The 21,050-nt window shown below is 66.8% G+C and carries 20 protein-coding genes and 1 pseudogene; 15 read left to right on the top strand and 6 right to left on the bottom strand.

Going from position 1 to position 21,050, the window contains the following annotated elements:
• Complete coding sequence (locus tag MKP08_RS13880) at window positions 1–792, bottom strand: cobalamin B12-binding domain-containing protein (RefSeq protein ID WP_241554339.1); 792 nt, start codon at window positions 790–792, stop codon at window positions 1–3.
• Between the two features lie 250 nt (window positions 793–1,042).
• Between MKP08_RS13880 and bchF the strand changes: the two genes are divergently transcribed.
• The 15 genes and pseudogenes from bchF (at window position 1,043) to MKP08_RS13955 (ending at window position 17,215) form a co-directional block, all read left to right on the top strand.
• Window positions 1,043–1,507 (top strand): 2-vinyl bacteriochlorophyllide hydratase, encoded by a 465-nt coding sequence (bchF, locus tag MKP08_RS13885; protein WP_241554340.1) that lies wholly within the window; start codon window positions 1,043–1,045, stop codon window positions 1,505–1,507.
• Window positions 1,504–2,775 carry a ferredoxin:protochlorophyllide reductase (ATP-dependent) subunit N gene (locus tag MKP08_RS13890; RefSeq protein WP_241554341.1) on the top strand — a complete coding sequence of 424 codons (1,272 nt, stop codon included), beginning with the start codon at window positions 1,504–1,506 and terminating at the stop codon, window positions 2,773–2,775. The genes bchF and MKP08_RS13890 overlap by 4 nt, the downstream gene beginning before the upstream one ends.
• Window positions 2,775–4,307 (top strand): ferredoxin:protochlorophyllide reductase (ATP-dependent) subunit B, encoded by a 1,533-nt coding sequence (gene bchB / locus MKP08_RS13895; protein ID WP_241554342.1) that lies wholly within the window; start codon window positions 2,775–2,777, stop codon window positions 4,305–4,307. Before MKP08_RS13890 ends, bchB begins: the two co-directional genes overlap by 1 nt.
• A complete protein-coding gene (locus tag MKP08_RS13900) occupies window positions 4,297–7,827 on the top strand; it encodes a cobaltochelatase subunit CobN (RefSeq protein WP_241554343.1) in 3,531 nt (1,176 codons plus the stop codon). Before bchB ends, MKP08_RS13900 begins: the two co-directional genes overlap by 11 nt.
• A complete protein-coding gene (gene bchL, locus MKP08_RS13905) occupies window positions 7,824–8,732 on the top strand; it encodes a ferredoxin:protochlorophyllide reductase (ATP-dependent) iron-sulfur ATP-binding protein (RefSeq protein ID WP_241554344.1) in 909 nt (302 codons plus the stop codon). The genes MKP08_RS13900 and bchL overlap by 4 nt, the downstream gene beginning before the upstream one ends.
• Window positions 8,733–8,745: 13 nt before the next feature.
• A complete protein-coding gene (gene bchM, locus MKP08_RS13910; RefSeq protein ID WP_241554345.1) occupies window positions 8,746–9,462 on the top strand; it encodes a magnesium protoporphyrin IX methyltransferase in 717 nt (238 codons plus the stop codon).
• A complete protein-coding gene (locus tag MKP08_RS13915) occupies window positions 9,459–10,856 on the top strand; it encodes a BCD family MFS transporter (protein WP_241554346.1) in 1,398 nt (465 codons plus the stop codon). Before bchM ends, MKP08_RS13915 begins: the two co-directional genes overlap by 4 nt.
• Window positions 10,857–10,884: 28 nt before the next feature.
• Window positions 10,885–11,973, top strand: coding sequence for a photosynthetic reaction center subunit H (gene puhA / locus MKP08_RS13920; protein WP_241554347.1), 1,089 nt, complete (start codon window positions 10,885–10,887; stop codon window positions 11,971–11,973).
• 14 nt (window positions 11,974–11,987) lie between these two features.
• The gene (gene puhB, locus MKP08_RS13925) at window positions 11,988–12,680 is read left to right on the top strand and encodes a photosynthetic complex putative assembly protein PuhB (protein ID WP_241554348.1); all 693 of its coding nucleotides are present in this window, start codon (window positions 11,988–11,990) and stop codon (window positions 12,678–12,680) included.
• Window positions 12,677–13,201 (top strand): photosynthetic complex assembly protein PuhC, encoded by a 525-nt coding sequence (gene puhC / locus MKP08_RS13930; protein ID WP_241554349.1) that lies wholly within the window; start codon window positions 12,677–12,679, stop codon window positions 13,199–13,201. Before puhB ends, puhC begins: the two co-directional genes overlap by 4 nt.
• Window positions 13,198–13,479, top strand: a complete 282-nt coding sequence (locus tag MKP08_RS13935; RefSeq protein WP_241554350.1) for a hypothetical protein — start codon at window positions 13,198–13,200, stop codon at window positions 13,477–13,479. The genes puhC and MKP08_RS13935 overlap by 4 nt, the downstream gene beginning before the upstream one ends.
• Window positions 13,476–14,555, top strand: coding sequence for a magnesium-protoporphyrin IX monomethyl ester (oxidative) cyclase (acsF, locus tag MKP08_RS13940; protein WP_241554351.1), 1,080 nt, complete (start codon window positions 13,476–13,478; stop codon window positions 14,553–14,555). Before MKP08_RS13935 ends, acsF begins: the two co-directional genes overlap by 4 nt.
• Before the next feature lie 19 nt (window positions 14,556–14,574).
• Window positions 14,575–15,321, top strand: a pseudogene (puhE, locus tag MKP08_RS13945) (putative photosynthetic complex assembly protein PuhE); the annotation flags it as partial.
• Window positions 15,322–15,510: 189 nt separating this feature from the next.
• Complete coding sequence (gene hemA / locus MKP08_RS13950; protein ID WP_241555617.1) at window positions 15,511–16,734, top strand: 5-aminolevulinate synthase; 1,224 nt, start codon at window positions 15,511–15,513, stop codon at window positions 16,732–16,734.
• A 10-nt stretch (window positions 16,735–16,744) separates the two neighbouring features.
• On the top strand, window positions 16,745–17,215 hold the full coding sequence (locus tag MKP08_RS13955; protein ID WP_241554352.1) for a phosphate-starvation-inducible protein PsiE: 471 nt from the start codon (window positions 16,745–16,747) through the stop codon (window positions 17,213–17,215).
• A gap of 27 nt (window positions 17,216–17,242) precedes the next feature.
• Here the strand turns inward: MKP08_RS13955 and MKP08_RS13960 are convergent, their stop codons facing one another.
• The 5 genes from MKP08_RS13960 to pufA all read right to left on the bottom strand — a co-directional run bounded on the left by MKP08_RS13960 (window position 17,243) and on the right by pufA (window position 20,949).
• Window positions 17,243–17,434 (bottom strand): hypothetical protein, encoded by a 192-nt coding sequence (locus tag MKP08_RS13960; RefSeq protein ID WP_241554353.1) that lies wholly within the window; start codon window positions 17,432–17,434, stop codon window positions 17,243–17,245.
• Window positions 17,435–17,518: 84 nt separating this feature from the next.
• Window positions 17,519–18,643, bottom strand: a complete 1,125-nt coding sequence (pufC, locus tag MKP08_RS13965; RefSeq protein ID WP_241554354.1) for a photosynthetic reaction center cytochrome PufC — start codon at window positions 18,641–18,643, stop codon at window positions 17,519–17,521.
• Window positions 18,640–19,650 (bottom strand): photosynthetic reaction center subunit M, encoded by a 1,011-nt coding sequence (pufM, locus tag MKP08_RS13970; RefSeq protein ID WP_241554355.1) that lies wholly within the window; start codon window positions 19,648–19,650, stop codon window positions 18,640–18,642. The genes pufC and pufM overlap by 4 nt, the downstream gene beginning before the upstream one ends.
• A gap of 10 nt (window positions 19,651–19,660) precedes the next feature.
• Window positions 19,661–20,503 (bottom strand): photosynthetic reaction center subunit L, encoded by an 843-nt coding sequence (gene pufL / locus MKP08_RS13975; RefSeq protein WP_241554356.1) that lies wholly within the window; start codon window positions 20,501–20,503, stop codon window positions 19,661–19,663.
• A gap of 134 nt (window positions 20,504–20,637) precedes the next feature.
• A complete protein-coding gene (pufA, locus tag MKP08_RS13980; protein ID WP_255750286.1) occupies window positions 20,638–20,949 on the bottom strand; it encodes a light-harvesting antenna LH1, alpha subunit in 312 nt (103 codons plus the stop codon).
• Between the last annotated feature and the right edge of the window lie 101 nt (window positions 20,950–21,050).

Below are 21,050 nucleotides of genomic sequence, written 5' to 3' on the forward strand. Positions count from 1 at the left end.
TCAATCTGACTGGGGCAGATGCGCCCGTTCGTCCACCACCTGCCGCGATTTATGCGCAGTCCCGATTTCGGATAACCAGCGCAGGAACGTGTCGGGATCCTCGGTCGCGAGGTCGGCGGATCGTCCGATCTCCACCGCTTCGCCATTGGTGACCGACGCGCCGCCCAGGGCGATGCGCAAACCGTCCGCCGGTGCACGACGGCGCAGTTCGGTGATCAAACGACCCGCGCTCGCCAAGGAACTGTCAGGCGCCGCCGAGATACCCACGGCGGTGAAGCGCCGATCCCGCAGACATGCGAACAGGGCGGCCGGATCTTCGGCCATTTCCACCTGCCATCCGGCGCGGCGCAAGTGAAATCCGACCACGAGCAGGCCGAAGCCGTGCTGATCGTCGGGTGCGTTGACCAGCAGCACCCGGCCGCGGCGGGTCGTGATGGAGCCCTCGTCCTCCTCCAGCCGCATCAGGGCAAGACTGATCCGGTGCGAAGCGAGCGTCACAGCGACGAAATCGGCATCGTCGTCGCACCACATCTGCCCCAGCAGGCGCACCGCCGGCACCAGCAGATCGTCCACGACGGCGGCGATATCCTGGTAGCGATCGCGATGGGCATCGACGTAGTGCAGCAGGTCGTCGCAGTCGCACTCGCCCGCCAGCGCCAGTTGCGTGAATTCGCCGACCAGTTGTTCGCGCACGTCGCACCCGCAGGTGTCGCTCGCGATCTCGAAAGTTCCGGTGTCCGGGTCCGACGCGCTTCGTGAAGCAGGGTCATCGACGATACGAAAGTCAGCCACCCTCCGCCTTTCCCGCCGCGCCGAGCCGGTACGCGCCGAGCGGCTCCCGTCGATGGGGCTGCGCGCGTAACCCTGACTGAGCGAGGCCATCGGGTTTCTCCAAATACGAGGGAATACCTCTCGCGGCGAGGAGTCAACGAAATACCGCCAGCCGCCGGTTTGTCAATTTTTGTTGTCGTCCATATTATTTGACATTGGTCATTGTGAGGCGCAGTTTCCGTTTCGCTCAATCGATTCAGGAGCAACCGCCTTGCAGCTTTACACCCCAGCCCAACGCCAACGCCGAGACGAATCCGCGTGGACGGTGGTGCAGGGGGTGCTCGCCCCGCTGCAGTTCCTCGTCTTCATCGTCAGCTGCGTGCTCGTCCTGCGGTTCCTGCTGACGGGCGAGGGTTACGCTCTCGCCACCGCCTCGGTCGTGTTGAAGACCGCGGTGCTGTACGCGATCATGGTCACGGGCTCGATCTGGGAGAAGGTCGTGTTCGACCGCTGGCTGTTCGCCCCCGCCTTCTATTGGGAAGACGTGGTGAGCATGGGCGTGATCGCCCTCCACACCGCTTATCTGGTCGCGCTGTTCGCCAACCTGCTCTCCCCCACCGGCCTCGCCCTGCTCGCGCTGGCGGCATATGCCAGCTATTGCATCAATGCGGGTCAGTTCCTGCTCAAGCTGCGCATGGCGCGGCGCGAGGGAGAGACTGCGGCGATGCCCGCATGAACGCCCCCACGACCTGCGCCGCCGAAGGCAATTCAACCGAGATCGTCCGCGATCCCGGCCAGCGCGCGGTGTTCTGCGGCCTGACCGGCATCGTCTGGTTGCATCGCAAGATCGAAGATGCGTTCTTCCTCGTCGTCGGTAGCCGCACTTGCGCGCACCTGATCCAGTCGGCGGCGGGCGTGATGATCTTCGCCGAACCGCGCTTCGCCACCGCGATCCTGGGCGAGCGCGACTTGGCGGGCATGGCCGATGCGAACGAGGAACTGGACCGCGTGGTCGCGCGGCTGCTGGAGCGGCGGCCGGAGATCAGGACGCTATTCCTGGTCGGGTCGTGCCCGTCCGAGGTCATCAAGCTCGACCTCGCCAAGGCGGCGCAGCGCCTCTCGCGCGACCATGTCGGGCGCACCCGTGTGCTGAGCTATTCGGGCAGCGGGATCGAGACCACCTTCACTCAGGGCGAGGACGCCTGCCTCGCCAGCATCGTGCACGAGCTTCCTGTCGCCGAAGTCGGCGCGGAACCCGAACTGCTCGTGGTAGGCGCGCTGGCCGACGTGGTGGAGGATCAGTTCGCCCGCCTGTTCGAGCAGCTCGGCATCCCCGTACAGTTCCTGCCCTCGCGCCGCGTGGTGCTCGATACGCCGGTCGGCCCGAACACGAAGGTGCTGCTCGCGCAACCGTTCCTGACCGACACGCTCGCGGCACTGGAGAAGCGCGGGGCGCGCCACATCGCCGCCCCCTTCCCGCTCGGCGCGGAAGGGACCGAGGGCTGGCTGCGCGCCCCCGCGCAGGCGTTCGGCGTTGATCCCGCGCGCCTTGAGGACACCATCGCCCTCCCCCGCGCCCGCGCCCGCCGCGCGCTGGAGCGCTATCGCCCCGCGCTCGGCGGACGGCGCATCGCTTTCTTCCCCGACAGCCAGCTCGAACCTGCCCTAGCCCGCTTTCTATCGCGCGAACTCGGCATGCGGGTGGGCGAGATCGGCACGCCCTATTGCAACCGGCGGATCATGGGGCCGGAACTGGAACTGCTCGGCGAGAGCACCGTGCACGAGGGCTGCGACGTCGAGCGCCAGCTCGACCGGGTGCGCGCCAGCCGCCCCGACCTGACCGTTTGCGGCCTCGGCCTTGCCAATCCGCTGGAAGCGGAAGGCCTCGCGACCAAGTGGTCGATCGAGCTGGTGTTCAGCCCCATCCAGGGGTTCGAGCAGGCGGGAGACCTCGCGGAACTGTTCGCCCGCCCGCTGGGTCGGCGCGAAAGGCTGGCGGTCTGATGGAACTCACGCTCTGGACCTACGAGGGGCCGCCCCATATCGGCGCGATGCGGATCGCCACCGCGATGCGCGACACCCATCTGGTGCTGCATGCACCGCAGGGCGACACCTATGCCGACCTGCTGTTCACCATGATCGAGCGGCGCGATGCCCGCCCGCCGGTGACCTACACCACATTCCAGGCGCGCGATCTCGGCAGCGATACGGCAGAGCTGTTCAAGAACGCCGCACGCCAGGCGGTCGAGCGTCACAGACCGGCCCTGCTGCTGGTCGGCGCGAGCTGCACGGCGGAGCTGCTGCAGGACGATCCGGGCGGCCTAGCGAAGACACTGGGGCTGAACGTGCCCGTGCTGCCGCTGGAACTGCCCGCTTATCAGAAGAAGGAAGACTGGGGCGCGGCGGAGACGCTCTACCGCCTCGTGCGCGGGCTGCACCGCCCGGTCGCGCCGGAGGATCGCGCGCCGAAAACCTGCAACATCCTGGGACCCTGCGCGCTCGGTTTCCGGCACCGCGACGACGTGGCCGAGGTGCGCGCGATACTGGCCCAGCTCGGCATCGCGGTGAACGTGGTCGCGCCAGAAGGGGCCTCCCCCGCCGACATCGCCCGGATCGGCGAGGCGAGCTTTAACGTCGTCCTCTATCCCGAGATCGCGGATACCGCCGCCGACTGGCTGGAGCGTACGCACAAGCAGCCGCGCACCCGCACCGTACCGATCGGCGTCGGCGCGACGCGCGACTTCATCGCCGAGGTCGCGGCGCTGGCGGGTGTCGATCCCGCGCCCGCGCTAGCACTGGAAAGCCAGTGCCGCATGCCGTGGTATTCGCGCAGCATCGACAGCACCTATCTCACCGGCAAGCGCGTCTTCATCTTCGGCGACGCGACCCACGCCGTCGCGGCCGCCCGCGTCGCGCGCGACGAGTTCGGCTTCGAGGTCGTGGGGCTCGGCACCTATTCGCGCACCCATGCCCGCGCCGTGCGCGCCGCGGCGAAGGAATACGGGCTCGAGGCGCTCGTCACCGACGACTACCTCGAAGTCGAGGAAGCGATCCGTGCCGCGCAGCCCGAGATGGTGCTGGGCACGCAGATGGAGCGGCATGTCGCGAAGCGCTTGGGCATGGCCTGCGCCGTGATCTCCGCCCCCGCGCACGTGCAGGACTATCCCGCGCGCCGATCCCCGCAAATGGGGTTCGAGGGCGCGAACGTGCTGTGGGACAGCTGGGTCCACCCGCTGACCATGGGGCTTGAGGAGCACCTCCTCGCCATGTTCCGCGAGGACAGCGAGTTCCACGACGCGGCCGGCCCGTCGCATCTGGGCAAGGCGACCGTCGCTGCGCCAGCCAATGACGAGCCGAAGACCGAGCCCGATGGCGCTCCGTGCTGGGATGCCGACGCGGAGGCGGAACTCAAGAAAATCCCGTTCTTCGTGCGCGGCAAGGCGCGGCGCAACACCGAGGCCTTCGCGGCGGAGCGCGGCGCGGCCTCGATTACGCTCGACACGCTGTACGAGGCGAAGGCGCATTATGGCCGGTAGCGCGCGCCAGACCGCCACCCGGATGGTCGTGCTGACGCTCGACGCGCATCTGCGCGCCGCGCTGGAGGAAGCGGCGATGGCGGTGCGCCGCGACCTCCCCGGTTTCCGGCTGGACGTGTTCGTCGCCAGTGGGTGGTCTGGCGATGCGACCCGCGCCCAAGCCGCCAACGAGGCGATCGCCCGCGCGGACATCGTGGTCGCGCACATGCTGTTCATGGAGGAGCATTACCTCCCCGTGATCGACGCCCTGCGCGCCCGGCGCGACGTCTGCGCCGCGCTGGTCGGCTGCCTGTCCGCCGGGCCGGTGGTCGAACTGACGAAGCTGGGCGGGTTCCGCGCCGGTCCGGGCGAAGCGAAAGGCCCGATGGCGTGGCTGAAGCGGCTCAAGGGCTCGCGCCGCCCCGGCAAAGCGACTTCGGGCGAGCGGCAGATGCGCATGTTGCGCCGGCTGCCGAAACTGCTGCGGCTGATCCCCGGCACTGCGCAGGATCTTCGGGCCTACCTCCTCACGTTGGGCTACCTGCTCGCCGGGTCGGCGATCAACATGGAGGGGCTGCTGCGCCACCTCCTGCACCGCTACGCGGGCGGCGTCGTGGGCGAACCGCCGCTGCCGCGCGAATATCCGGAAACAGCCCTCTACCACCCGCGCCTGCCCGAACGGATCGGGACCGAGGCGAAGAAGTTACCCCGGGCGAATAGAGCGCGCGGGCGGGTCGGGCTGCTGCTGATGCGGTCCTACGTGCTGTCGGGCGACACCGGGCATTACGACGGCGTGATCGCCGCGCTGGAAGCGGCCGGGCTGGACGTCGTCCCCGCTTTCGCCGCGGGGCTGGATTCGCGGCCCGCGGTCGAGCGTTTCTTCCAGGACGAAAACGGCGCGGCGAGCGTCGACGCGGTCGTTTCATTGACCGGTTTCTCGCTGGTCGGCGGCCCCGCCTACAACGATGCCGGGGCGGCGGTGGAGCTGCTGAAGCGGCTCGACGTGCCCTATGTCGCTGGCCAGGTGAGCGAATTCCAGACGCTGGGCGACTGGCGCGCCTCGCCCACCGGACTGACGCCGGTCGAGCAGGTGATGAGCCTCGCCATTCCGGAGCTCGACGGTGCGATCGCGCCGGTGGTGGTCGGGGGGCGCGACAGCGAAGGCGGCGCGATGGCCGTCGATCCGGAACGCACCGCGATGCTCGCCGCGCGGGTGGCGAAGATGATCGCGCTGCGTCGCACCCCGGTGGCCGATCGCAGGCTGGCGATCACGCTGTTCTCCTACCCGCCCAATGCCGGGGCGGTCGGGACGGCCGCGTTCCTGTCGGTGTTCGAAAGCCTTTGGAACGTGCTCGCCGGGCTGAAGGCGCGCGGCTACGCGGTCGACCTGCCCGAAGACCGCGCCGCGCTGGAAAAGGCGGTGCTGGAAGGCAATGCCGCGCAGCTGGGCACACCCGCCAATGTCTTCGCCCGCGTCCCCGCCGCCGATCACATCGCGCGCGAGCCGCATCTGGCACAGATCGAGAGCCAGTGGGGCCCCGCCCCCGGTCGCCAGCAATCGGACGGCAGTGCCATCCTGCTGACCGGCGCGCGCTTCGGCAACGTGCTGGTCGGCGTGCAGCCCGACATGGGCTACGAAGGCGATCCGATGCGGCTGCTGTTCGAAGGCGGTTTCGCCCCGACCCATGCCTTTTCCGCCTATTACCGCCATCTGCGTGAGGATTTCGGCGCCGACGCGCTGCTGCATTTCGGCACCCACGGCGCGCTGGAGTTCATGCCCGGCAAGCAGGCAGGCCTGACCGGCGAGTGCTGGCCCGACCGACTGATCGGCGACCTGCCGCATTACTACCTCTATGCGGCGAACAACCCGTCGGAGGCGAGCATCGCCAAGCGCCGCAGCGGCGCGGTCACGCTGAGCCACATGACCCCGCCGCTGGCGCAGGCCGGGCTCTACAACGAATGGCGCGAGCTGAAGGCGTCGCTGGAACGCTGGCACGAGCGGCCTTCGCCCGCGCTGGCCGAGGCGATCCAGGCGCAGGCCGCATCGCTCGATCTCGCGCCTGCAGAGCCGCAATGGACCGACCCCGACGCGGCGATTTGCGCACTCGGGCCGCAACTGGCCGAAATGGAAGCGACGGTGGTGCCCCGTGGCCTGCATGTGGTGGGCAGGTTCATGCCCGCCGACGCTGCCGCCGACCTCGCCGCGCTGATGGCCGAGGCACAGGGCGGTGAGGCGGATGCGATCACGCAGCGCCTGCTCGCCAACGACGAACTCGGTGCAGTGCTGACCGCGCTCGACGGTGGCTACGTCGCCCCGGTTGCGGGCGGCGACATGCTCGCCGATCCCGACATGCTGCCGACGGGCCGCAATATCCACGGCTTCGATCCCTTCCGCCTGCCTGCCACGCATGCGGCGGCGGAGGGCGCGGCACAGGCGCAATTGCTGCTCGACCGCGCGCTGGCCGACGATGGCAGGTTGCCCGAAAGCATCGGTATGGTGCTGTGGGGTACTGACACGCTCAAATCGGGTGGCGTACCGGTGGCGCAGGTGCTGGCGCTGATGGGCGCGCGGGCACGGTTCGACGGGTTCGGACGTCTCGCCGGGGCGGAGCTCATCCCGCTGGCCGATCTCGACCGGCCCCGCATCGACGTGATCGTCACCCTGTCGGGTATCTTCCGCGACCTGCTGCCGCTCCAGTCGAAGCTGATCGCCGAGGCCGCGTGGCTGGCCGCGCAGGCCGACGAGCCGGTGGAGCGCAATTTCATCCGCAAGCACGCGTTGGCGCAGGTGGCCGCTGGGGTCGATCCCGAAACCGCCGCTCTGCGTGTCTTCTCGAACGCCGAGGGGGCTTACGGCGCCAACGTCAATCATCTGGTCGAGAACAGCCTGTGGGAAGGGGAGGACGAGCTCGCCGCCACCTTCGCCGCGCGCAAGGGCTTCGCCTACGGCCGCGACGGGCGCGCACGGCAACACACCGAACTCCTCGGCACGCTGCTCCAGAACGTCGACTGCGCTTACCAGAACCTCGAAAGCGCCGAGCTCGGCATCACCACGATCGACCATTATTTCGACAGCCTGGGCGGTATGGCCCGGGCGGCTGGGCGTGGCCGGGCTCGCCCGGCCCGCGTCTATGTCGGCGACCGCACCGGGCGCGAGGCGAAGGTGCGCACCATGACCGAGCAGGTGGCGCTGGAAACCCGCACCCGCGCGCTCAACCCCGGCTGGTACGAGGCGATGCTGGAGCACGGCCGCGAAGGCGTGGCGCATATCGAGGCGTCGGTGACCAACACCTTCGGCTGGTCGGCCACCACCGGCCAAGTCGAACCGTGGGTCTATCAAAAGATCAGCCAGACTTTCGTGCTGGACGAGGCGATGCGCCGCCGTCTGGCGCAGCTCAATCCCACCGCGTCGGCCCGCATGGCCAACCGCCTGCTGGAAGCGAGCGATCGCCGCTTCTGGACGCCCGACGCCGCCACGCTCGCCGCGCTCGAAGAAGCGGGCGACGAACTGAACGACCGTATGGAAGGTATCGCCGCATGACCCTCGACACACTCGACCGCACGATCGACCGGCTCGATACCCCCGGAGATGGCGAAGGATCGGTCCAGGTCCAGCTCGACCCCGAGCTGGAGATCGAGGGCGCGCAGGTCTTCGCCATCTACGGCAAGGGCGGGATCGGCAAGTCCACCACCAGTTCCAACCTCTCGGTCGCCTTTTCCAAGCTCGGCAAGCGGGTGCTGCAGATCGGCTGCGATCCGAAGCACGACAGCACCTTCACCCTGACCAAGCAGCTGTGCCCGACCATCATCGACGTGCTCGAACAGGTCGATTTCCACTCGGAGGAGCTCAGGCCGGAAGACTACATGTTCGAAGGCTATAACGGCGTGATGTGCGTGGAGGCGGGCGGCCCTCCGGCGGGCACCGGCTGCGGCGGCTATGTGGTTGGGCAGACGGTGAAGCTGCTGAAGGAGCATCACCTGCTCGAAGACACCGACGTCGTGATCTTCGACGTGCTGGGCGACGTGGTTTGCGGCGGCTTCGCCGCGCCGTTGCAGCACGCCGACCGGGCGATGATCGTCACCGCCAACGATTTCGACAGCATCTTTGCGATGAACCGCATCATTTCGGCCATCAAGGCGAAGTCGAAGAACTACGACGTGCGGCTGGCCGGCGTGATCGCCAACCGCTCGGAAGACACGGACGAGATCGATCGGTTCAACGAAGCGACGGGCCTGAAGCGGCTGGCCCACTTCCCCAATCTCGACGCGATCCGCCGGTCCCGCCTGAAGAAGCGCACCATTTTCGAAATGGGCGATGAGCCGGAAATCGTGGCCGTGCAGAGCGAATATCTGCGGCTGGCGGAGCAGCTGGTCGCCGGGGTGGACATCCTGGAGCCGCGGCCGATGCGCGACCGCGACCTGTTCGATTTTCTCGGCTTCGATTGAGGGGGGCAGACCGATGGCAAGCCATGCTCTTTCCGACACCCGCTACGAAGCGAAGAAGGCGGACCTGACCACCTATTTCGATTCCACCGCCGCCGCGCAGTGGGAAGCGCTGACCAGCGACGCGCCGGTCGGTCGCATCCGCGCCACGGTGCGCGCGGGCCGCGACCGGATGCGCGCGCTGCTCCTTTCTCTCCTGCCTGACGAACTGACCGGCACGAGCCTGCTCGACGCGGGCTGCGGCACCGGCGCTCTGGCGATCGAGGCGGCGCAGCGCGGCGCGGCGGTGACCGCGATCGACGTCTCCCCGCGCCTGATCGAGGTCGCGCATGACCGCGCGCTCAAGGCGGGGGTGGCGAACCGGATCGAATATCTGGCGGGCGACATGCTCGATCCCGAGCTGGGCGAATTCACCCACGCCATCTTCATGGACAGCCTGATCCATTACGAGCGGGACGATATCGTCGCCGCGCTGGCCCGGCTCGCGCCGCGGATCGAACGCTCGATCCTCTTCACAATCGCGCCGCGCACCCGGCTGCTGGCGGCGATGCACGCGGCGGGGCAACTGTTCCCGCGCGGCAACCGCTCACCGGCCCTCTCGCCCATCGCGCCCGACCGGCTGGCCCAGGCGATCGCGCGCACGCCGCAGCTGGGCGATTGGCGGCAGGGCCATTGCGAGCGTGTCGCGAGCGGGTTCTACGCCAGCCAAATGCAGGAGCTGGTCCGGCGGTGAGCGGGCGGGCCCGCCTTCCCCTCGCGGTGCGCGCCTGGCGCGCCATCCCGCACGAATGGATGCCGTTCGCCGATGCCGCACGCGGCCTGCCCGGCGCGCGTCTGTTCCGCCTCTCGCTGATCCAGGTCAGCGTGGGACTGGCAATGGTGCTGCTGAACGGCACGCTCAACCGCGTGATGATCGTGGAGATCGGCATTCCCACCTGGCAGGTCGCGCTGTTCATCGCGCTGCCCCTGCTGCTGGCACCGCTGCGGGCACTGTTCGGGCTGAAGTCCGACCAGCACAGATCGGCCTTCGGCTGGCGGCGGGTGCCCTATATCTGGTTCGGCAGCATGGCGCTGTTCGGCGGGCTGGCGCTGACGCCGATCTCGCTGACCCTGCTGACCGGCACCGTGGCGCAGGCGATCGCCGGGCGGATCGGCGTGCTGCTCGCCTTCTTCCTGATCGGCATGGGCATTCATGTGACGCAGACCGCCGGTCTGGCGCTCGCCTGCGATCTGGCCCCGGCCAAGCAGCGCCCGCGCGTTGTCGCCCTGCTCTACGTGGTGCTTTTGTTGGCCATGGCGGCGGGATCTTTGCTCTTCGGGGCGACATTGTCGAACTTCACCTATGGAACGCTGTTCGCCACCGTCGGCTATTGCGCGATCTTCGTCGTCGCGCTGAACACGGTTGCCCTGTGGAAGCAGGAACAGCGCGGCAGCGCGCCGGAAGAGGCCCCTTCGGTCACTTTGCGAGAGGCATGGCGGGCCTTCGACCGCGGCGGACGGGCCCGGCGCCTGCTGGTCGGCGTGATGCTGGTGACCGCAGGCTTCAACATGCAGGACGTGCTGCTGGAGCCCTATGGCGGCGAGGTGCTGGGCCTCAGCGTGTCGCAGACGACGCTGCTTACCGCGATCTGGGCGCTGGCGACGCTGTGCGGCTTCGGCCTGGCCGCGCGCGCGATGAGCCGCGGGGTCGACAATTGTCTGCTGGCGACGCGCGGCGTGCTGATCGGAATTCCCGCCTTCAGCCTGGTGATCTTCGCCGGGCCGCTGGTCAGCACGCCGATCTTCGTCGCGGGCGTCGCGCTGATCGGGCTCGGCGGTGGACTGGCGAGCGTATCGCTGCTGGCCGCGGCGACCGCGCTGGCGGAAAGCGAGCGGTTTGGCTTTGCCATGGGCGCGTGGGGGACCGCGCAGGCGCTGGCGGTGGGCCTGGCGGTCGGGTTCGGCGGGGCGCTGCGCGATCTCGTCCATGCCTGGGCCCCGTTCGGCGGGCGCCCAGATCTGGCTTACGGCTTCGTCTACCACCTCGAAATCCTGCTGCTGTTCTGCGCTCTGGTGGCGCTCGGGCCACTGGTCAGCCGGACGCGCGGGGCACGGCGGGGCTTCGGAATAGAGGAATTCCCGGCATGACATTTCCAGTACGACAGAGGAGGCCGTGATGATGATAGCCACTGGCGGCGTCGGCGGTTTTACCGACGGCGGGTATTTTTCGGGGTTCGACCTGCCCTTGCTGCTGGTCATCCTGTTCTTCATCTTCTTTCTCGGGCTGGTGTTCTACCTGCGCCGCGAGGACAAGCGCGAGGGCTATCCGCTGGTCCAGGACCCGCGCGATCGCGCCCGGCCCCGGGTCGATATCGTCGGCTTCCCCGGCCTGCCCAAACCCAAGCTGTTCCGGATGCCGCACGGCTTGCCCGACAAGTACGCGCCCGGCCCCGACGCGCCAGACCCAGTGCACGGCGACTGGATCGGCGGCATGGGTGGCCCGCTGGTGCCGCGCGGCGACCCCCTGCTGTCGCGCACCGGCGCGGCGAGCTGGGTCGAACGCGCCGACCATCCCGACCTCAGCTATGACGGGCAACCGGTGTTCCGGCCCTTGCGCTGGCTCGAAAATTTCACCGTGGCACATCTGGATGCCGATCCGCGCGGGATGCCGATCCTGGGCTGCGACAAGCAGGTCGCGGGCGAAGTGGTCGATATCTGGGCCGACCGGGCGGAGCATCATGCCCGCTTCCTCGAGGTCGCACTGTCTCCGGCCATGAGCGAGACGCGCAGCGTGGCCGAACCAACCTACGACGATGTGGGGGAGACCGAGCTCGAACCGGTCGCCGCAATCGTGACCGAAGAGCATGTCGAGACCCCCACCCGGTCGATCGACATCACCGAAGTGGACGTGATCTACGCTGAAACCGAAACGCAACGCACCCCGACCGAATCCGATCGCATCGTCGCGGAAGCGGCGCGGCGCGCGGGCAGCGATCCAAGCCATTCGAAGGGTGGCGAACAGTACGAGGCCGAACGCGCCACCCCGCCCCCGCCATTCCGCGTGCTGGTCCCGATCGAATTCGTGGGCGTCAATCGCAAGGCGGGCGAGGTGCGCAGTGCCGCGATCACCGGTGCGCAATTCGCCAACATTCCCGGTCGCAAGTCCGACACCATGGTCACTTCGCAGGAAGAACAGCGAATCCGCGCCTATTTCGGCGGCGGCATCCGCTTCGCCACCCCCGAACGCTCGGAGCCGCTGATATGAAACCAGCCGATCGCATGAACCGCACCGACTTGGAACGCCAGGCGGGGCTCGATCGCCCGCTGCCGCCCGGCGAGAAGATCCTGTGGCAGGGCCACCCGTCGCCGCGCGCGATGGGCGCGGTCGTCTTCCGCTTCCGCTTCGTCTGGGCATATCTCGCGCTGCTGGTGCTGATGACCGTGTGGGGCCTGCGCGACAGCGGCTGGCCGATGGGTCAGTCGATCGGGCTGGCGATGCTCGCGATCCCGGTCGGGATGGTGGGGCTCGGCATCCTGGCGCTGATCGGCCTGCTGATGGCGAGGACCAGCACCTACACGCTGACCGACCGGCGTATCATCATGCATATCGGCATTGCCTACGACCGCACGATCTCGATCCCGCTTTCCGCCATCATCGATGCCTCGATCCGCCCGCGCGGACGCAAGGGGGTGGGCGATATCGCCTTCGTGGTAAAGGATGTGGGCGGGCTTCATTACATCAATCTGTGGCCGCATGCGCGCGCGTTCCGCCTGACTACGCCCCAGCCCGCGCTGCGCGCGCTGCCCGATGCGGCCATGGTGGCGGAGCGGATCGGCGATGCGCTGTTTGCCTTCAACACCGCGCCGCGCACGCCGCAGACCGCGGCGGAGCAGACCTCCGCGCCCGCTAGCGCACCGGTGCGCGAGCCGGCGATGCAGCCTCCGCGCAAGCTCGCCGGCGTCGGCGCATGAACGCGCAGTTCCCCCCTCTCCCGCGCGCGCCAGCGCCTGCGCCGGAGCATGGCGACCATCACGACCACGACAAGATCCGCGTGCCGCGCGAGGTCGTTTTCATGACCATCGGCTTCCTGGCGCTGTGCCTCGCGCTGATCATCGCCGGGCGCGCCACCGGAATGGGCATCACGCAGGAAGACGTCGCCGCGCTGCACCCCGTCACCAGCTTCACTGTGGCGGGGGCGGGCCATATCGGCGACGATCCGGTGCCTGCGCTGATCGCCACGCGTGCCGATGGCAAGCGCGTGGTGCTGGCGGGCGAAGGCAAGGAGCTGTTCCCGCGCCTGATCGTTCGCGGCCTTCTGACCATGCGCACCCGGCGCGGAGTCGATCTCGGCCTCCCGATCCGGATGGAAATGGGCGATGACGGTCAGCGGATGCTGGTCGATCCGGAAACCGGTTATACCATCCGCCTCTCCGCCTTCGGCGGGGAGAACGGGCATGCGTTCGACGCCTTGCTGCCGGCGGGCGCGCGATGAGCCGCCGCTTCGATATTGGCTGCACGGTGGAGGTGGAGAACCGCTTCGAAGCGTTAGGGGCGCATGTCGTGCTTGATGGCGAAACCGCTCTCAACCCCGGCGACCGGGTGCTGGTGCACGGCGCGCCGATCGTCGTGCCCTACGGCGAGAGCCACCGCGAGAGGCGCACCGCGACGATACGCCGCGCTGGGCCGCTGCGCGCCTTCTGGGCCCGCTACGTCCGCCAGTGGGAGCTTACCGAACTCTACGAAGTCGGTTTTGAGGGAGAACCCGCATGACCTATCAGTCGCGCATCGAGCCCAAGCATGCCAACGACACCACCCGCATGGCGCAGGTCGACACGCTGCTCAATCCGCGCTTCTACACCACCGATTTCGACAAGCTCGATGCGACCGACGTGTCGCTGGTGCGCGACGAATGGGACGCCCTGCTCGCCGAACTGGCCGAAGACGGCAACAAGCGCCATTTCAAGCGCGAGAACGGCATCGCCGACTGGGATGCCAAGGCGCTGGGCCAGCTCGACCCCGAACTGGCGAAAGAACTGGTCGATTTCCTCGTCAGCTCGCTGACCGCCGAATTCTCGGGCTGCGTGCTGTACGCCGAAATGAAGCGGCGCGGCTCCAACCCCGACATCTGCGCGCTGTTCCAGTACATGGCCCGCGACGAGAGCCGCCATGCCGGCTTCATCAACGATGCGCTGAAGGATTACGGCCTGGGCGTGAACCTCGGCTTCCTGACCCGCGAGAAGCAATACACGTTCTTCCAGCCGAAATTCATCTTCTACGCGACCTATCTCTCCGAGAAGATCGGATACGCACGCTACATTACCATATACCGCCATCTCCAGCGCCATCCGGAGCGGTGCTTCCACCCCATCTTCAACTGGTTCGAACAGTGGTGCAACGACGAGTTCCGGCATGGCGAGGCATTCGCGCTGCTGATGCGGTCCGACCCGAAGCTTACCAGCGGAATCAACGCCCGCTGGACGCGCTTCTTTCAGCTCGCGGTCTACGCGACCATGTATATCCGCGACCACAAGCGACCCGCCTTCTTCGCGGCGCTGGGCATCGATCCGAAGGATTACGCCAGGCGAGTCTTCGGGATCACCAGCGAAGTATCGAAACAGGTGTTCCCGAGCGTCCCGGACAGCGACGATCCGCGCTTCTGGCGCAAGCTCGAGGCGCTGCGGCTCACTTCGGAGGCCATGGACGAGGCGCGGGCCAAAGGCGGGCTTGCGAAAGCGAAGCTGCCGCTGCTCGCCGCGCGCGCCGCCGCGCAATTTGCGGGTCTTTATTTGATGCGCCCCGTGTCCAACACCCCGCCCGTCACCAGCCGGTTGCAGCCGGCGTGGTGATGCGCCGCGCCCCCCGCCCATGACGATCGCGATCGCCCTGCTGGTCTCGCTGGCACTGTGGTGGGTTTCCACGGCCGCGATTCTCTATCTGGACGGGCTGAAGCGGCACACGTTCAAATACAGCGCTTTCGGTGCCACCGTACTGCTGGGCGCGAGCCTGTGGGGCCTGCACGCGACGGCCGGGGAGACTTCGGTAACCACCGCCTATCTGGCGTTCCTGTGCGGGCTGCTGGCCTGGGCGTGGCAGACGATCACCTTCTACCTGGGCCTCATCACCGGTCCGCGCCAGACTGCCTGCACCGCGAAGGAGCGCGGGTGGCGGCATTTCGGCCAAGCGGTCGGCACCTGCCTGTGGCACGAACTCGCGATCCTCGCCTGCGCGGCCGTGATCGTCGCGCTCACCTGGGGACAGCCGAACCAGTTCGGGACATGGACCTTTCTGGTCCTGTGGTGGATGCACCTGTCAGCGAAGCTCAACGTCTATCTGGGCGTGCGCAATCTGAACCAGGAGCTGCTGCCCGATCACATGGCCTATCTGGGCAGCTATTTCGGCGATCGCGCGGTCAATCTGCTGTTCCCGGTATCCGTCACCGTATCGACTGTGATGACCGTCTATGTCGGCGAAATGGCATTCGCAGCGGACGCGACACCGTTCGAGCAGGCCGGCTACGCCGCGCTGAGCGCGATGATGGCATTGGCGGTGCTGGAACACTGGCTGATGGTGCTGCCCAATCCGCTGTTGGGCTTGTGGGCCGTGGCACTCAAAGCGCGCAAGCAGAGCGGCGCACCGCCGGAATTGTCGGGCGCGGATCGAACCGCGGGATCGGGCCTGCGCGTCCTTTCGGCCCGCGGACCGCCCCCGCCATGCGCCATGGCTAGAGCTGCGACCCAGCCGGCCATCACCCCCAACGCTGACGAGACCCGTTCGCCGCGACAGGCTTTCCCGGAGACACCCATGAATTTCGACGCCCTTTTCGACCAGCAGCTGGACCAGCTCCGCGAGGCGGGGAACTACCGCTATTTCGCCGATCTCGAGCGAGAGGCGGGGCATTTCCCCAAGGCGAGGCACCACGGTGCGTCCGGTGGGCCGAAGGACGTAACCGTCTGGTGCTCTAACGATTACCTGGGCCAGGGACAGAACCCGATGGTTCTGGAGGCGATGCAGGCCGCGCTGGCACATTACGGCGCGGGCGCGGGCGGCACGCGCAATATCAGCGGGACCACGCACGCCCATGTCGAACTGGAGCGCGAACTGGCCGACTGGCACGGCAAGGAAGCGGCGCTGCTGTTCAGTTCCGGATACGTGTCCAACTGGACGACGCTTTCGACGCTCGGCGCCCGTTTGCCCAATGCGGTGATCCTGTCGGACGAGATGAACCACGCCAGCATGATTGAGGGCGTGCGCCATAGCCGCGCCGAAAAGATCATCTGGAAGCACAACGACGCCGACGATCTCGACCGCAAGCTGGCCGCGCTCGATCCCACCCGCCCCAAGATCGTCGCCTTCGAGAGCGTCTATTCGATGGACGGCGACATCGCCCCAATCGACGAAATCTGCGACGTCGCTGAAAAACACGGCGCACTAACCTATCTGGACGAGGTGCACGCGGTGGGCCTCTACGGCCCGCGCGGCGGCGGTGTGGCGGAAGAACGCGGCCTGATGGAACGGTTGACCGTCATCGAAGGTACGCTGGGCAAGGCGGTGGGCGTGATGGGCGGCTATATCGCCGCCTCCGCGAGTCTGTGCGACTTCATCCGCAGCTTCGCCAGCGGGTTCATCTTCACCACCGCCCTGCCCCCGGTGCTCGCCGCCGGTGCGACCGCCAGCATCCGCTACCTGAAGGAAAGCGGTGCAGAGCGGCAGGGCCAGCGCGAACAGGTCGCCTATCTGCGCCGCAAGCTCGATCTCGCCGGAATTCCGCACATGGCGAACGAGAGCCATATCGTGCCGGTGATGATCGGCGATGCGGAAAAATGTCGCCGCCTGTCGGACTGGCTGCTGGAACACCACGGCATCTACGTCCAGCCGATCAATTACCCAACCGTGCCGCGGGGCACCGAGCGCCTGCGCTTCACTCCCTCGCCGTTCCACACCCGCGCCCATATCGATGCGCTGGTGGGCGCGCTGAGCGAGCTATGGAGCCAGTGTGCGCTCGCCCGGGTCGAGCAGGCCGCGTAGGTTCAGGGCGATGACCGGGGACCGTATCGATGCGCTGGCGAGCGAACGGTCGGAACACCAACCCGACCCGCATCCCGACAGCATGGAATATCGGCTGGTCACCGGGCTTTTCCGATGGACCGCCCGCATCCTTTTGCTCGCCACCGGCGCGATGACTTTCGTCGCGGCGGCGCAACTGATCCTCTATGTCGTGCGCAGCGGCGAGATCACGCTCGCGGACATCCTGCTGATGTTCCTGTTTACCGAAGTCATCGCGATGGTCGCGGTCTTCTATATCGGCCGCACCGCGACCTTCACCTATCCGATCCTGATCGCGATCACAGCGCTGGCCCGCCTGGTGGTCCTGCAAAGCAAGGACATGGCGCCCGAAAACATAGTCTTCGAGGCGTCGGCCATTCTGTTGCTGTCGATCGCCGCCTTCGTCCTGCATCGCGGCGGGGCAGCTGACGGCACCGCGCCGAGGGACCGCGAACGGCCCTGACCGCGCTGTAGGCGAAGGAGAATACGATCAGCCCCGCGCGATATCGCGCAGCTGATCCGCCCGCTTCTCGGCATTGGCGACCGCCGCCTCGTCGCAGTCCGCCTCCGCAAGCGTATCGAGTGCGTCGGCGGCGCGGCCGACGATGCTCTTGAGCGCGACGATCTGTTGCTCGGCATTCTTGAGCTCGTGTGAGAGCTCGCCCACGTTCTTAGTTGTCATCTTAGCCCCCAGCCACGGATGCTTTCCCATTGCACGGGCCGATAGCAAAGCAATGCCGGTACACGCAATGCGGCAGAAGCGGCGCTACCGCCGTGCTTCTTGCACGGGCCCCACCCGCGGATGACGCGCCAGTTGCCAGATCCCGGGGTTGGCCGCGGCGACGGGATTGGCCGGGGCGGGAACCGCGGGACCCACCAGCGCGGGATAATAGGTCGTGGTCATGCCACCTGCCGGTTTCTGGTGCTGATTATGGCATGAGGCGCAGTTTATCTTCGCCGGGTCGCCAAGCTGACCCTTCGCCTCGGTCGAGGCGATCGGCCCCAACTGCGAAAATACACGCTGGTTGAGATCGAGGGTCATCTTGATACCGGAATAACCGTTCAGGCGATTGGGGGGGCTTTGCGACCAGTCGAATAGCGCCCGGCTCTGGTGACAGAAGGTACAGTTCACCCCGATCCCCTGCGACATCTGCATCATGAGGATATAGACGTTCTCGCCGGCCTCAAGATTGTGATTTTGCGGCACCGGTCCGCCTACCAACGGCTGGCGCGCTTGCACCAGCTTGGCCGGTTCGCCCTTCAGCAGATACAGCTCCTCGGGGGTCGAGGGAAAGAAGTCGCGGATCGTCGTCGCCTTGGTGTGCCACTCCTGCGGCTTGCCGGCCATACCGCCCAGCGGCGGTGTGGGCTTGGGTGTAATGAACCACTTGTATTCGGGCACGTTCTTGCCTTGATGGCAGCTGAAGCAGGTGACGCCCTGGCTGCCGACATGGTTGGTCCACCGGCTGTTCACATCGCGAACCATGCGCAGCATCTGGCGCGCGACTTCCTTGCGCGGATAATCTGCCGCCCAGTTCGCGTTCGGCCCGCTCTGCCCGCCATGGCAGAAGCCGCAGCCCTGCTCTGGCGCGACCCAGGCGGTCAGCGCGCGCATGGTGCGGTCGATCTCGGCAGGTGCCTCTCCGTTCAGGACCTGCAGATTAGTGTAGCCACCCTGACCGCCGGAACTCGTTTCCAGGCTCGCGAGCATAAACTCGGGCTGCACCGCAGGCTTCGCCGATTCGCGCTCGTCGATATAGAGCCCCATGGCCGAAGCGTCGGGCCCGATCTGGGTCGTGCCGACATTGGCTGGGCTGATCCATGGCGGCACCAGCAGCACGAATGCTAGCACGGCAAGCGCCAGGGCGAAAATGACCGGCCCGTATTTCATTGCCCCACTCCCGGCGCTGGCACTGTCATGACCGGATCGACCGGCTGTGGCGTGGGCCCGTAGGGGTACTGGAAATCGGTAACCAGACCGTGCTTCATGCCCCACAAATACCAGTTGTCGACCACTGTGCCCGTCAGCAGCACGCCGATGCTGCCGGTGATCACGGTCAGCACCGCGAACCACCACGCCCAGCGGTGGATCGATTCCATCGTCGCGTTGAAACCCATGGTCCAGCGCCAGAACAGCGCCGCACGCTCGGCAGCGGTGCCGCGGTCCACGATCTCGCGGCTTTCGCGCTCGCTACCGTAGCGGGCCGTCGCCAGGATCGTGCCACCATGCATCGCGAACAGCAAGGTGGAACCATACAGGAACACGATCGAGAGCATGTGGAACGGGTTGTAGTACCAGTTGCCGTAGGTGACCGAGACCGTGGCGGTCCAGTTCAGGTGCGGGATGATCCCGAACGGCGGCGCTTCCGAAAAATCGCCCATCAGCACCGGGCGGATGATGCCCAGCGACAGATAGAGGAAGATCGCGCAGCCGAAGGCGAGCGACACGTGGCTGCCCATGCCGAGCGATTTCGCGCGGCGATAGATTCGCACCCACCACAGCAGGATCGAAACCGTCAGGCAGAACCCGGTGATCAGCCACCAGCCGCCCTCATTCAGCGCGGGAAAGAGGTGCAGCCCGTTCGAGGCGGCCGGCGGATCGACCGAATCCCAGATGATCCCCTTCGCGAACCGGATGGGGTTCCAGCCATTCGCCGCCGCGAAATTGAGCCCGATGATCTCGAACGCGGCGAACCCGAAAATGAGCGAGAAGATACCTTCCCAACCCAGATAGAACGGACCCAGCTGAGGGTCGCCGATCTTGCCCAGCCAATAGGAGAAGAAGTGCTTCTGAATGCGCGGTTCGTTGTCGCCCTGCATCGCCGGCTCTCCCGCGACCTCACCGCGCAGCTGGATCTGGCTGTAGAAGCTCTCGTAATAGGAATAGTTGAAACCCATCGTGCGCTCCTCAGCCGAAATGGCCCAGATTGTTCCAGATCGGCAGCTGCAGGTACCAGTCGAAGAAATACGGCCAGCCGCGGACCATGAACGGACCGCTGATGATCATGCACGCGGCGCTGAAGAACCCGGCGCTGAGCGCCAGCAGGTATCCGGCACGGTGGATGCCAATCTCGCCGACCGAATAGAAGATCGCATCGCGCGCCCAGGCGTTTTCATGCTCCGCGAACTTCACCTCCTGGTTCTTGCCCGGGTTGACGGCCGACAGCACCAGCCCGCCATGCATGGCCAGGAACAGCGTCGTCGTGAAGAAACAGGTCACCGCCACGATATGCAGCGGATTGTAGTGGAAGTGATAGAACTGGTAGCCCACGTTCGACACCCAATCGAGATGCGCGATGATCCCGTAGGGGAAGCCGTGCCACCATGCGCCCAGCAGCATCGGGCGGATCACGACTAGGCTGACATAGGCGAAAATTGCGAAGCCGAAGCCGATCGGCACATGATAGCCCATGCCCAGCTTGCGCGCGATCTCGGCCTGTCGCAGCGCCCAGGACACGAAGGCGCCGATCGCGCAAACGGTGATGAGCTGCCATAGCCCGCCTTCGCGCAGGGGCGCGATGCCCAGCCCGTATTTGAGCGGTGGCGGCGCGATGGTGATCTGCCAGATCGTATCCGCGTGGCCGATCGAGGCACCGTAGATGATCAGCAGCGTACCGAGCAGGGCGCAGAAGAGCGTCGTCACGCCGAAGAAGCCGACATAGAACGGCCCGACCCAGAAATCGAACAGGTCTCCGCCGATCAGCGTCCCCCCGCGGACACGATATTTCGGTTCGAAACTGAGCATGCTCATCGCATCCGACCTTTCACCCTCATTGCCGAAACGTCATCTGGTGCCGCACGCGGTTCGCGAGGCGGGCGGCATCTTGGAAATGTAACCGCCGGGGCCGGCAGCGACCGGCCCCGTGCGAAAGGAATTCGGCTGCGTTACTGCACCGCATCCGAAGGGGCCACGGCGGGAGCAGGTGCCGGAGAGGCCGCCATGCCGGGTGCCTGCTGCATCGGTTGCGCATCCGTTGCCGCGCCGGGGGCCATCGGGCCGGGCGCGGTCTGCATGCCCTGCGCCGGCATCACCGGAACCACCACATCGACCTGCTCGGTCCTGCCGAAATCGCCGTCGAGCCAGTTGTACTTGTCGGTGCCCAGCAGCACGAAATGGATCAGCAGCGCCAACACCAGTAGAAATGCAGCAAGACCGATCAGGGCCCGCCGCGGATCGAAAATGAGCCATATTTTCATGGCGAAATCTCCTTAATTTAAGAAAGCGACCGGAGGGCTCAGATGCCCCAGGGTGCCGCCATCCAGGTCAGGATATGCGCGACGATCGCGACGGCGAGGAA

This window comes from Erythrobacter sp. LQ02-29 (assembly GCF_022576075.2).
GTDB lineage: Bacteria > Pseudomonadota > Alphaproteobacteria > Sphingomonadales > Sphingomonadaceae > Alteriqipengyuania.